The organism is Lentzea sp. NEAU-D7, from assembly GCF_026242055.1.
GTDB lineage: Bacteria > Actinomycetota > Actinomycetes > Mycobacteriales > Pseudonocardiaceae > Lentzea.
In genome coordinates this window covers 122,370-135,021 of sequence record NZ_JAPJDL010000013.1, presented here as the reverse complement: position 1 = coordinate 135,021, position 12,652 = coordinate 122,370, and the positions used below count along the sequence as shown (strand labels likewise).

At 68.6% G+C, this 12,652-nt stretch carries 10 protein-coding genes; 1 reads left to right on the top strand and 9 read right to left on the bottom strand.

The window, feature by feature from the left end:
• Nucleotide 1 precedes the first annotated feature (1 nt).
• Nucleotides 2-1,405 (bottom strand): BNR repeat-containing protein, encoded by a 1,404-nt coding sequence (locus ORI60_RS25570; protein ID WP_266040428.1) that lies wholly within the window; start codon nt 1,403-1,405, stop codon nt 2-4.
• 215 nt (nt 1,406-1,620) lie between these two features.
• Here ORI60_RS25570 and ORI60_RS25565 point away from each other — a divergent pair, with 215 nt between their 5' ends.
• On the top strand, nt 1,621-5,334 hold the full coding sequence (locus ORI60_RS25565) for a glycoside hydrolase family 2 TIM barrel-domain containing protein (RefSeq protein ID WP_266040426.1): 3,714 nt from the start codon (nt 1,621-1,623) through the stop codon (nt 5,332-5,334).
• A gap of 42 nt (nt 5,335-5,376) precedes the next feature.
• On the opposite strand, the gene ORI60_RS25560 is transcribed toward ORI60_RS25565, so the two are convergent.
• From ORI60_RS25560 to ORI60_RS25525, 8 genes are all read right to left on the bottom strand, one after another.
• Nucleotides 5,377-6,159, bottom strand: a complete 783-nt coding sequence (locus ORI60_RS25560) for a family 16 glycosylhydrolase (RefSeq protein ID WP_266040425.1) — start codon at nt 6,157-6,159, stop codon at nt 5,377-5,379.
• 86 nt (nt 6,160-6,245) lie between these two features.
• The gene (locus tag ORI60_RS25555) at nt 6,246-6,959 is read right to left on the bottom strand and encodes a cupin domain-containing protein (RefSeq protein ID WP_323055940.1); all 714 of its coding nucleotides are present in this window, start codon (nt 6,957-6,959) and stop codon (nt 6,246-6,248) included.
• Complete coding sequence (locus tag ORI60_RS25550) at nt 6,953-7,834, bottom strand: PmoA family protein (protein ID WP_266040423.1); 882 nt, start codon at nt 7,832-7,834, stop codon at nt 6,953-6,955. The genes ORI60_RS25555 and ORI60_RS25550 overlap by 7 nt, the downstream gene beginning before the upstream one ends.
• Nucleotides 7,816-8,898: a Gfo/Idh/MocA family protein gene (locus ORI60_RS25545; protein WP_266040422.1), complete on the bottom strand. Its 1,083-nt coding sequence runs from the start codon at nt 8,896-8,898 to the stop codon at nt 7,816-7,818. The genes ORI60_RS25550 and ORI60_RS25545 overlap by 19 nt, the downstream gene beginning before the upstream one ends.
• A complete protein-coding gene (locus tag ORI60_RS25540) occupies nt 8,895-10,205 on the bottom strand; it encodes an ABC transporter substrate-binding protein (RefSeq protein ID WP_266040421.1) in 1,311 nt (436 codons plus the stop codon). Before ORI60_RS25540 ends, ORI60_RS25545 begins: the two co-directional genes overlap by 4 nt.
• 15 nt (nt 10,206-10,220) lie before the next feature.
• A complete protein-coding gene (locus tag ORI60_RS25535; protein WP_266040419.1) occupies nt 10,221-11,054 on the bottom strand; it encodes a carbohydrate ABC transporter permease in 834 nt (277 codons plus the stop codon).
• Nucleotides 11,044-11,967, bottom strand: coding sequence for a carbohydrate ABC transporter permease (locus tag ORI60_RS25530; protein ID WP_266040418.1), 924 nt, complete (start codon nt 11,965-11,967; stop codon nt 11,044-11,046). The genes ORI60_RS25535 and ORI60_RS25530 overlap by 11 nt, the downstream gene beginning before the upstream one ends.
• Before the next feature lie 187 nt (nt 11,968-12,154).
• Nucleotides 12,155-12,610, bottom strand: coding sequence for a hypothetical protein (locus ORI60_RS25525; RefSeq protein WP_266040416.1), 456 nt, complete (start codon nt 12,608-12,610; stop codon nt 12,155-12,157).
• Between the last annotated feature and the right edge of the window lie 42 nt (nt 12,611-12,652).

Below are 12,652 nucleotides of genomic sequence, written 5' to 3'. Positions count from 1 at the left end.
GTCAGGCTCCCAGCCGGAAGTCGGCGACGCGGATCGGTGACGGCGTGGTGCCGCTGGAGGTCTGCTGGTACTGCACCGACAGGATCCCCTCGGACGCGACGCGGGACGCGTCCACGTTCACCTCGCCGAACGCCCGCAGTGACGGTCGGTCGAACAACGTCGTCCAGTCCGTCCACCCGCTGGCCTTGCTCGCCGCCACGATCCTCCCGCGCGGCTGCACGAGGTAGGCGTTGTCGTCCCGGTCGAACACGATCTTCGTGCGCTGCGTGTGGTTCGGCGGGACCGGGACCTCCCTCTTGGTCCACCTGCCGTCCGCCCCGCGGAAGACGTGGAAGGTGCGGCCGTACTGCGTGCGCTGCTGCGAGTAGTTCGACACGCACTGGGTGAACCGGCCGGGGACGTAGCTGATCACCACGTGCGGACGGCCCTGGGCGTCCACGGCCTGGCTCTCCTGGTTCATCAGGCCGTGGTTCGGGTCGAGCGGATCGGCCACCAGGCCCGGGGAGTTGACGTGCACCGGTGTGCCGCCGGTGGTGCCCACCGCGGTTCCGGCACCGTTGCGCCACGTCCGGCCGCGGTCGTCGCTGTAGACGTAGCCGGTGTCGTGGTTGGTCAGCCCACCCGAGTTGCACAGCACCCCGGCATTGCCCTCACGCCAGGTGAAAGCGGCGTGCAACCGTCCACTCCGGTCGTACGTGAGGCCGTGCAGGTACATGTTGCGGGTGGTGGACACGACACCGTTCGGTCCGGTGTAAGAACCGGTGGCGGAGGACCAGCCGCCGAGCTTGCGCCAGGTGCCGCCGGAGTACTCGGCCAGTTCGTTGACGCCGTTGCCGGAGCCCCCGGAGCGGTAGCTGAACTGCAGCCTGCCCTCGGGCGTCACGACGAACTGCGGGTACGTCATGGCACCGAGCTCGACGCCGCCGAGTGTGCGCTGCGCGGAACCGAACGCGGCGGCGTTCCACTGCTGGGCACCGGTCGCGAGGCCGGGCTGGGAGCGGAAGTAGAACAAGCGCGTGTTGTGCGTGTCCAGCGCGACGTGGATCGTGTTGTCCTGCGGGGAGATCCCCAGCGAGATCACGTTGTGCGAGTCGTCGGCGCTGAGCTGGTGCGGCAGGACCACGGTCTCCCACCGCGTGCTGCCGACGGATCGCCGCGCGACCACGGCGTTGCGGCTCGCGGTGTACCAGGTCGCATACTGACGTCCCTGATAGGTCAGGATCGCGTCCTGTTGGAACGAGTTGTTGTTCACCACCCCGTCGTAGGACACGAAGTACAGCGCTGAGGCGTCGAGCAGCGTGTCTCCGACGAGGCTGACCGCCGGTGCCGCCGCGGGCGCGCTCACCGCGGTTCCCGGCACGCCCAGCAGCACCGCCGCCACCAGGCTCAGGGCTGTCCTCTTCACGGTTCCTCCGGCTGGTCGCGGTTGGGGCTCGTTCCCGGAGCGTGAGGTCGAACAAAATCGAACGCAAGCGTCGAGTTGTTCGATAACAGCGAGTGTTGTGTGAACGGCACGGACCTCGCGGCCCCTTGTCGCCTCTCCGCCTCGACTGTTCACTTGTGTTCGGTTCTGTCTGAACATGGAGGTTCAGCGTGCGGCGCGCGATTGTTCTTGCCACGGTGCTGTTGGTTGCGGCGGGTTCGATGACACCGGTCGCGTCCGCGGCCGATCCACCTCCGGACGTGCACACCTACCTCGAGGATCCGCGCAGGACCGCCGAGGGGCAGGAGCCGCACCACGCGTTGCTGCTCCCCCAGGCGGACGTCGCGTCGGCCGTGCGCGGGGACGAGCGCACCCCGTTCACGCGGTCGCTGGACGGCAAATGGCGGATCTCCATGGCGGACAAGCCCGCCGACGTCCCGGCGCGGTTCTACGCCGACGACCACGACACGTCCGGCTGGCGCACGGTGACCGTGCCGCACACCTGGCAGACCGACGGCCTGGACCACCCGATCTTCCGCAACATCGCCACGGAGGTGCAGCCGGACGACCCGCCCCGCGTGCCCCGCGACGTGAACCCGACCGGTGCGTACGTCCGCGACTTCGAGGTGCCGGCCGACTGGACCGAGCGCGCGACGTTCGTGCGCTTCGAGGGCGTGACGTCCGGCTACTTCGTGTGGGTCAACGGCACGTACATCGGTTACGACCAGGGTGGGTACACCCCGGCCGAGTTCGACATCTCCTCCGCGCTGCGACCGGGCCGCAACAAGATCGCCGTGCAGGTGCACCGCTGGAGCGCCGGTTCCTACCTCGAGGACTACGACCAGTGGCGGTACTCGGGCATCTTCCGCTCGGTCTCGCTCTACTCGACGCCCGCCACGTTCATCCAGGACGTCGCGCTCAAGACCGACCTCGACGCCACCTACACCGACGCGACCCTCACCGCGGACGTCGAGCTGGGCCACAAGCCCGGCGGCACCACCGGCACCCACCGCGTCACCGCCAGTCTGCGTGACTCCAAGGGCGCGGAAGTCGGTTCGGCGAGCCAGGACACCGATGGCAGCACCGCACGCCTGACACTCCCCGTCCGCAACCCGGCCAAGTGGACCGACGAGACGCCGAACCTCTACACCGTCGTGCTGACCCTCACCGCGCCCGACGGCAAGATCACCCACATCACCAGTGACACCACCGGCTTCCGCGAGATCGAGATCCGGGACCGGACGCTGCTGGTCAACGGCAAGCGCGTGCTGTTCAAGGGCGTCAACCGCGCGGAGACCGACCCCGACCACGGCCGGCACGTCCCCCGCGCTGCGCAGGAACGCGACGTGGCGCTCATGGAGCAGCTCAACGTCAACGCCGTGCGCACCTCGCACTACCCGAGCGACCCGTACTTCTACGACCTGGCGGACAAGCACGGCCTCTGGATCGACGACGAGGTCGACATCGAGACGCACAACCACGAGAACTGCTCCAGGTGGTGCCAGGCCGACCAGCCGGAGTGGCGTGACACGTTCCTGGACCGCTTGATCGGCATGGTCGAGCGCGACAAGAACCACCCGAGCGTCTTCCTGTGGGACACCGGCAACGAGGCCGGGCTCGGTGCGCACCACTACGAGATGGCGCGCTGGCTCAAGGCCAACGACCCGTCGAGGCCGATCTACCACCAGTCCAACAACCCCGACGGCGACGCGCCCTTCGCCGACGTGTGGGGGCCGCGCTACCCGTCGCCGGAGAGGTTCGCCGAGCAGGCGAAGAGCACGACCAAGCCGCTGATCTTCGGCGAGTACGCCCACGCGATGGGCAACAGCCTGGGCAACTTCCGCGAGTTCTGGGACATCATCCGGGCCCACCCGCAGACCCAGGGCGGCTTCATCTGGGACTGGGCCGAGCAGAACATCAAGCAGAAGACCCGCATCGCACCCGACAGTTCGGGCAACGACATCACGGCGTTGTTGTCGGGCGCACCGAAGCTCGTCGACGGCCACCGCGGCAAGGCGCTGTCGCTGTCCGGGCTCGACGACTTCGTCGAGGTCTACCGGGACCGCAAGCTCGACATCACCGGCACCGCGCTGACGCTCGACGCGTGGGTCAAGCCCGGCAGGTGGACGGGCCAGTTCCCCATCATCGCCAAGGGCGACCACCAGTGGACGCTCAAGATGAAGAACGAGACCACGCTCGAGTTCTTCATCCACAGCGGCACGTGGCGCGCCGTGCAGGCGAAGGTGCCCGCCGACTTCTACGGCAAGTGGCACCGGGTCAGCGGCACCTACGACGGCACCGCGCTGCGGCTGTACATCGACGGCGCCGAGGTCGGCACCCTGCCGTTCACCGGCCCGATCGACCACTCGGCGGCGGACGTGAACATCGGCCGCGACTTCGAGATGTCGTGGAACGACCCGTCGACCGTCGGCTGGATGGCCCGCGGTGAGGTCGACGACGTGCGCGTCTACGACCGGGCGTTGCCGGCGGCCGAGCTCGGCGTCTCCTCCGCCCCGTCCGGTGGCGCCGTGCTGGCGCTCGACTTCGACAGCGTGCGGGAGCACGGCACGCACTTCGCGTACGGGTCGACGCTGTCCGGTGTGGATGGACTGATCGGCACGGACCGCAAGCCCCAGCCGGAGACCACGCAGATGGCGTGGGCCCACCAGCCGATCCGGTTCGGCTACTCCGGCGGTGTGCTGTCGGTGACCAACGAGCGGCAGTTCACCGGCACCGACGACCTCACCCTGCGCTGGCGGGTCACCGAAGGCTCACGGGTGGTCAAGAGCGGCGAACAGCCGTTGCGGGTCGCCGCGGCCTCGACCGCGCCGATCTCGCTGCCGGTGCCGGTCAACGACGCCGATCGCGAACGGTTCCTGACCGTCGAGACCGTCACGGCGTCCGCGGCACCGCTGCTGCCCGCCGGGCACGTGCTCGCGCACGACCAGTTCTCACTGGGCGGCAGCCGCGTTCCCGGTCTGGACAGGGCGCCGCTCGACTGGGCCGTCGTGTTCACCCAGGAGGACGCCCAGAAGGTCACCGCCACGGCGGCAGGCGCCACCTACACGGTCGACAAGAAGTCCGGCGCACTGACGTCCATCAAGTCGTGGGGCCGCGAGCTGCTCGCCAGCGGCCCGAAGCTCGACGCGTGGCGTGCGCCGATCAGCAACGAGACCTACACGTGGGGCCGCGCCGAGGGCGAGGACTGGCGCAAGGCGGGACTCGACCGGCTGGAGACCGCGGTGACCGGTGTGCGCGTGGAGAAGGACGGCCACAAGACCACCCGGATCGTCGTGGACAGCAAGGTGGCCGCGCCCGGTGTCAGCGGGGCGTGGTTCGACCAGACGATGGTCTACTCGGTGGACTCGGCCGGCGTGCTGCGGCTCGGGCACCGGGTGACGCCGCAGGGCTCCGTGCGCACCCTGCCGTACCTGCCGCGCATCGGCGTCCAGCTCTCCGTTCCCGACCGCTTCTCCGAGTTCTCCTGGTACGGCAGGAAGGCGGAGAGCTACGTCGACCGCAGGGACGGCACGCCGATCGGCGTGCACTCCACCTCGGTGGCCGACCAGTACGTCGAGTACCACCGCCCGCAGGACCACGGCAACCACACCGACACCCGGTGGGCGTTGCTCACCGACGGGCGCACGTCCGGTCTGCTGGTGTCGGGAGCCCGCGAGGTCAGCGTGACGCAGTACGACGACATCGAGCGTGCCGCGTACCCGTTCATGTTGCAGCGCAACAAGGGGTACTTCACGCTGCACGCCGACCACGCCGTGACCGGTGTCGGTGACACGCCGAACCCGGTGCGGCAGCGCAGCCAGGTCCGTCCCGACAGCACCTACGAGTACACGATCACGATGCGGCCGCTGACGTCGCAGGAGGCCCGGTCGCGCCTTCCGGCGGGGGCCTGACCACGGGAGGTGGCCCCGGTGTCCGACCGGGGCCACCTCCTCTCACGCCCGCGTACGTCCGATGTAGACGTTGCGGGCGCGGTAGACGGTCTCCGCGGTCGGGCCGGGGCTACCGGACGAGCCCTCCATCTGCAGGTTGATGACCACCCAGAGCGGCTTGCCGACGAAGTTCCGCGCGGTGTGCTTGGCGACCCACCTGCCGTCGAGGTAGTAGTGGATGTCGACGTCGGTGCCGTTCACCTTGGTCATCCACGCCCGGTAGGTGTGCCACGAGCCCGGTGAGGACACGCTGACGATCGAGCTCGACACGTCGCTGGACGACCGGAAGGTGTTGAACCAGTTCCGGTTGTCGCCCTTGAACTCCAAGATGTCACTTTCAGGCGGCCAGCTGTTGACGCCGGTCAACCAGAACGCGGGCCAGGTGCCGCGGGTGGAGGGTGCCTGGAAGTCTCCCTTCACCTCCCAGTTCGGGAACTGGTCGTTCACCACGACGTGCTCCTTCGCGTGGATCGCACCGGAGTGGTAGCGGATGGGCAGGTGCGGGTCGGCGCTGCTGTTGCCCTCGTCCCAGGAGATGCGGGTCGCCTTCACCGTCAGCACGCCGCCGGACAGCGACACGTGGTTGTGGTCGCTGGGGCTCGCGTACATCCTGGCCGTGCCGTTGTGGTCGGAGCCCCACGGGTAGCGGTAGTTCCACTCCGACTCCAGCGCGCCGTAGCCGCTGAAGGACCCGGTCCCGATCACCTCTTCCCACGCCGCCGCGTTCGCGGGAGTGGTGGAGGCGGCCGTGAGGACGACGACGAGTGCGCCTGCTGCGATTCTCATCGCCTCACTGTCCAGGACGAACTCGTTGCCGCACAACAGTTCCGCCGATTCGACGGACGGTTCGACGGGTGGTTCGACTCGACGGGTCAGTCGTGCGGTGAGCGTCCGTCGGCCGGGTCGTGGACGTCGAGCCGGCCGCACATGCCGAACCGCCTCGGCCCTTCCGCGCGCACCACGTGGACGTCCGCCTCCGCGAGGTGGCCGATGTCGCCGTCCCGCAGGCGGTCCAGCTGCTCGCCGGTGCGCTCGGCCGAGGCCAGGGCACCGGCCCGCCACCGCTTCTCCCAGTCGCCCAGAACGCCCTGCTTCAGCCGCGCCGCGGAGCGGTAGAAGTCGTCCAGCGCCACGTCCTCGCCCGCCTCGACGCGTCGTCTCAGCTCGAGAAACCCTTCCAGGGCCAGGTCCCTGCGCCGCCGGGCCGACTCCTCGTCACCGGCCCGGGCGTGCGCCGAGTAGTCCTCCGGGTCCGCCAGCACCTCCGGGGGGAACGTGAACACCGCGTCGCCCGCCTCGGGCAGGCCGCTGTTCTGCATCACGACGAGGATCCGCAGGTCGCCGTCGTTGACCAGGCGGTGGATCGTGCCGGGCGTGAACCAGGCGACGGTGCCCTCACGCAGCGGTGTCTCGGCGAACCCGCGGCGGGTCAGGGTCTGGACGCTGCCCTGCCCGCCGACCACGTAGTAGCACTCCGAGCACGCGAGGTGGACGTGCGGCGAGCCGCCGCAGACCCCGTCCACCGCCGGCCAGTCGTACACCCTCAGGCCGGAGATCCCGATCCCACCGGGAAACGGTGTCACCACGGATGTTCCTCCACATGGGATTCCAGTTGCGCCCTGTCCCACTCGCCGTCGGCCACGACGAGCCGGTAGCGCAGGGTCAGCGCCGCACCGGGCGCCAGCTCCACCGTGTCGAAGAACGCGAAGGACGGGTTGACCGCCGCGAACGGCGTGCTGCGCACGAACCAGTGCGTGTTCTTGTTGTCCGGGTGGTCCAGGAACAGCAGCGTCGACGTGCGGTCGACCTCGTCGTGCCGGCCGATGAACGCGAGCCAGCGCGCGGCCTTGCCCATCATCTCCTGCCCTGCTCCCCCGTCGGCGGCGATCACGGTGCCGTCGGTGAATGAACGCGGGCCGCGCCAGAAGAACCCGGTGTACCCGGCCAGCTCACGCCCGTTCGTCGTCGGGCTGCCGAACACCAGCGGCTCGGCACGCAGGTTCGTCAGGGTGGTGGCGAACTCCAGCGTCCACGAGTCTTCCTCGACGTCGCGCACGGCGAACGAACGCGACTCGCCGACCCACCGTTCTTCCTCTTCGGTGAACCAGGACAGCCGCTCGTCGAACCGGGCACCGTCGACCTCGAACTCCTCGTGCCGCATGGTTCCGACGTTCGACAGCGCCGCGTAGCCCCGGTCGCGCACGTACGTGACGCCACCCCAGAAGTTCTCCCCCGACACGTCGGTCGCGGTCATCTGCACGCCCTTGTGCCAGCGGTGGTCGTGCGGCCGGAACGCCGTCACGACGTCGCCCGCCAGCGTGCGCACCGGGTGCAGGTAGGGCTTCGGGCCCTCGAACGCGGGCGTGGACGGCCGGTAGACGTACCGGAAGAGCTCGACGTCGCCCACCGACGCGGTGAGCACCTCCTCGTCCTGCCGCAGGATCACCGAGCGTTCGCCCACGGGGCACCGATTCCTTCCATCGTCGCGTAGAACGGGCTGTCCGGACCGATCTCCCCGGCCTTCACGACGGCGCCGGTGAACGCGGAGGCGTACAGCGCCGCGACGAACTCCATCGTGTTCCTGGTGTCCGCGAGGGTCACCGGTGGCGTCTCGCCGCTGTCCAGCGCGTCCAGCAACGCCGTCAGCTGACCCCGGTGACCGCTCACGACCTCCGGCCGCTCACCGCGCCAGTGGGTCACGACCTCGTCGTGGCCGGGCGCGGGAGTCACGGTCCAGTCCGCGTCGGTGTAGCCGTAGAGGTGTTCGACCTCGACCGTGGCGCGCTCGAAGTCGAACCTCAGCTGCGAGGTCTCCCTGGGCGACAGCAAGGAGTTGATCATCGAGGCGACCGTGCCGTCGGCGAACGTCACCAGCGCCATCGAGACGTCCTCGGTCTGCACGTGCCGCGCCTGCCGGACCGCGACCGCCCGGATCTCCTGCCACGGCCCCAGGACCGACAGCAGCAGGTCGAACTGGTGGATGCCGTGGCCCATCGTCGGGCCGCCGCCCTCGCTGTCCCACGTGCCGCGCCACGGCACGTCGAAGTAGGCGTCGCCGCGGTACCAGAGCGTGTCGCACTTGGCGACGAACGACCTGCCGAGCACCCCCTCGGAGACCAGGCGGCGCAGGCGGACAGCGGCGGGCCCGAAGCGGTGCTGGAACACCGTCGCGACCCGGCCGGTCGAGCCGCGTTCGGCCGCGATCAGCGCGTCGATCCCGCTCAACGACAACGCCGGCGGCTTCTCCACCAGCACGTTCACGTTCGCGGCGAGGCATTCGAGGGCGAGCGGCACGTGCGAGCGCGGCGGCGTGCAGACGTGCACCAGGTCGAGGTCCTCCGCGTCCAGCAGCGCCGCCGTGGTGAGGTGCGTGCGCGGCACGCCCCACTCCTCGGCGAACGCCGTGGCGCGATCGGCGTCCACGTCCACCACGGCCACCAGCTCGACGCGGTCTCCCGCCGCGCGCAGTGCTTCCGCGTGCGCGGCCGCGATCGCACCCGTGCCGACGATGGCGGCCCGCCTCACCTCGCGGCGTCCACTTCGGACTGGACTTCCCTGATGAACCCCGCGGCGGCCGCATCGGGCGTCGTCCGGCCGAACAGCACGTCCTCGGTGTACCGCTTCAGGACGGTGTCGAGGGTGCTGGCCCCGTTCGGTGTGATCCTGGGCGGGTCGCTGACCGGAACGGTGTCGAGGTACTCCTTGGCGGCCTTGTCGGTGTCCTTGAGCTGCCCAGCGATCCCCTCCCGGATCTTCTGGTTGGCGGGCACGCCGCGTTCGGTCAGAAGGACCTTCGCGGCCTCCTCGTCGTTGGCGAGGAAGCTCACGAACGCCGCGGACTCGGCCGGGTACTTCGACCGCGCGGACACCGACCAGAACATCGAGGGCTTGTAGTACGCGCCGGGCGCCGTGCCCTGGGTCTCGCCGGGCAGACGCAGCAGCTTCAGCTTGGCCCCGCTGGCGGCGGTCAGCGCGGTCAGCTGGGTGTTCCACCACAGGCCGAACGCCGCGGTGCCGGTCGCGGTGGCGGACTGGTTCAGCCCGGCGGACGCCTTCTCGATGCTCACCGACGGCGGGGGCGTGACGCCGGACTTGGACAGGTCGAGGATGTACTGCCAGTAGTCGCGCGCGATCTCCTGCGGCAGCACGACCTTGGCGTCGGCGTCGAACATCGCCTTGCCCTGCTGCCGGGCCCGGATGCTCAGCCCCGCCGCGTCGTTGATGCCCGGCGACTGCACGCCGAACACCTGGCCGCCACCGGCCTTCGACACCTGCTCGCCGACCTTCCTCAGGTCGTCCCACGACCACTTCGTGTCGTCGGGCACCGGGATGCCGTACTTCTCCAGCAGGTCGAGGTTGACCATGATCGAGTACATGCCGAGACCGACCGGCAGCCCGTACTGCTTGCCGGCGATGGCGCCGGTCGCGAGCGCCTTCTTGTCGAAGTTCGAGGTGTCGAGGTGCTTGCCTGCCTCGTTCAGGTCCAGCAGCGCGCCGCGCTCGGCGTAGGAGGCGATGTAGAGCTCGTCCATCTGCATGATGTCGGGCGCGTCGTTGGCGGCCATGGTGGTGGCGAGGCTGTCCCAGTACCCGTTCCACTCCTTGAACTCACCTTTGACGGTGATGTTCGGGTGCTTGCGCTGGAACATCTCGATGACCTGCTGGGTGCGCTTGTGCCGGTCGTCCGCGCCCCACCAGGTGAACCGCAGCGTGACCTTCTCCGTCGTCAGGTCGCCACCCGCGTCCGATCCGGACCCGCAGGCCGCCAGCAGGGACGCGGTCAGCGACAGCAGGACCGCCCACGCGGTCCCGCGGCGAACACCTCTGAGCATGAGCTGTCCTTTCGGCTACTTGCCCCCGGTCGTGGCGATCCCCTTGACGAGGAACCGCTGGCCGACGAGGAAGGCGAGGAAGATCGGCAGGAGGGACACGACGCTCATCGCGAACTGCGAGCCCCAGGACGTGGCGACCGTCGAGTCGACGAACGAGCGCAGTGCGACCGGGACCGTGTACATGTCCGGGTCCGTCAGGTAGATCAGCTGGCTGAAGAAGTCGTTCCACGTCCAGATGAACGTGAAGATCGTGGTGGTCGCGAGCGCCGGCGTCATCAGCGGCAGGATGATCTGGAGGAAGATCCGCGGATGGCCGCAGCCGTCGATGCGCGCCGCCTCGTCGAGCTCGCGCGGCAGGCCCCGGATGAACTGCACCATCAGGAAGACGAAGAACGCGTCGGTCGCGAGGATCTTCGGCACGATCAGCGGCAGGAACGTGTTGACCCAGCCGATGTTCGAGAACAGCACGTACTGCGGCACGATGATCACGTGGATAGGCAGCATGATCGTGCCGAGCATGATGCCGAACCACCACCGCTTGCCGGTGAAGTGCAACCGGGCGAAGGCGTAGGCGGCCATCGAGCACGACACGAGGTTGCCGACGATGCAGCCCAGCACCAGGATCGCCGAGTTCAGCAGGTAGGTGCCGAACGACGGCGTCAGGGCGTTCCAGCCCTCGGTGTAGTTCTCGGTCCGGAGTCCGTCGAGGATCAGGCCCGGACTGCGGAAGATCTCGTCCCCCGGCCGCAACGAGCTCGCGACCATCCACAGCACCGGGTACAGCATCACGAACCCGATCAGGACCAGGCCGAGATGCTTGGCGGGAGTGGCGAGTCTTCTAGTCGTCATAGAACACCCAGTACCTCGCCGCCCAGAAGTTGATCGCCGTGAACGCGGCCACGATCAGCAGAAGGAACCACGCCAGCGCCGACGCGTAACCCATGTCGAACCGGCTGAAACCCTGCTGGTACAGGTAGAGCGTGTAGAACATGGTCGAGTCGGACGGTCCGCCGGTGCCGCCGGAGACGACGAACGCCTGCGTGAACGACTGGAACGCGTGGATGATCTGCAGCACCAGGTTGAAGAACAGGATCGGCGAGAGCAGCGGCAGGGTGATCCGCAGGAACCGCGACCACCTGCTCGCCCCGTCGATCGCGGCGGCCTCGTAGTAGACCTCCGGGATCTGTCTCAGCCCTGCCAGGAAGATGATCATCGGTGAGCCGAACGTCCACACGTTCAGCACGATCAGCGTGGACAGCGCGGTGTCCGGGTCGGAGATCCAGCCCCTGCCCTCGACGCCGAAGAAGCCCAGGACCCGGTTCACCAGTCCGTCGGTGCCGAAGACCTGCGTCCACAGCACCGCGATCGCCACGCTCGACCCGAGCAGTGACGGCAGGTAGAACGCCGAGCGGTAGAACGCGAGCCCCCGCAACCCCCGGTTGAGCAGCAGCGCGACTCCCAGCGCGCAGGCCAGCTGCAGGGGCACGGAGACGAGCACGTAGGTGAACGTGACCCGCAGGGCGTTGTGCAGGCGGGAGTCGCTGAGGATGCGCGCGAAGTTGTCGAAACCGATGAACCTGGGCGGCTGGATCAGGTTGTACTTCGTGAAGCCCAGCGCGAAGGACGCGATCACCGGGCCGATGGTGACGAGGAGCAGCCCGGCGAACCACGGCGCGAGGAACCAGAAAGCGGCTTTGTTGTCGCTTTTCCGGACCTGCACACCACCCCGGCGCAGCTGACGCAGTTCGTCTAGAGCGCTCATCTACCCCCGACCTCGCCGTCCGGAAAACGCTTTCCGGAGTCTGCATCGGTGCTTGATGAGCGTCAAGCAAGCTGTCGAATGCCGTCGAACGACCCCGTCGAACGCCGTCGAAACAGCGAAGTCCTTTGTGGAGGCTTGACCGGGAGGGCGTGTCGGGTCACCGGACCTGTCGCCCTCCCGGTTCGCTTCAGGCGTAGGGGTTGCGTCCGGACAGCCCGCCGACCTTGCACGGGCCGTTCGCCGCGTCACGGCAGACGACGACGCCCATGTAGGTGATCGAGTCGCCACTGATCGACCAGGTCAGGTCGTTGTACGACGAGTAGTCCTCCTTGTCGCAGCCGGAGTGGTCGTACCGGCGCGTCGGCGTCGTGTCGGGGTGCAGCGAGCCGTTGTAGAACAGGAAGTAGGCGTAGACCGGCTTGGCGTCACAGCCCCAGTCGGAGACCAGCAGGTCGATGTTCCTGACCGAGCTGCGCCCGGCCCAGTCGAACGTCGCTCCGGCGTAGCCGTAGTCCTGTCCCGAGTAGATGAACTCCTGGTCGGCGGCACCGGCCGAAGGCGTGTTGACGACGACGGCGGAGAGCGCCGCCACGGCGACGGCCGCGACCCGGCCGGCGATCTTGGTGAAGGTTCTAGAAACCATGGCGGCAGTTAACAACGCCCCACCACGGCCGCTGAAGCTTTT

Bases quoted from the DNA above. Each gene is read 5' to 3' on its own strand.
- ORI60_RS25560 (WP_266040425.1), bottom strand. From the start codon at position 6,159: ATGAGAATCGCAGCAGGCGCACTCGTCGTCGTCCTCACGGCCGCCTCC.
- ORI60_RS25540 (WP_266040421.1), bottom strand. From the start codon at position 10,205: ATGCTCAGAGGTGTTCGCCGCGGGACCGCGTGGGCGGTCCTGCTGTCG.
- ORI60_RS25535 (WP_266040419.1), bottom strand. From the start codon at position 11,054: ATGACGACTAGAAGACTCGCCACTCCCGCCAAGCATCTCGGCCTGGTC.
- ORI60_RS25530 (WP_266040418.1), bottom strand. From the start codon at position 11,967: ATGAGCGCTCTAGACGAACTGCGTCAGCTGCGCCGGGGTGGTGTGCAG.
- ORI60_RS25525 (WP_266040416.1), bottom strand. From the start codon at position 12,610: ATGGTTTCTAGAACCTTCACCAAGATCGCCGGCCGGGTCGCGGCCGTC.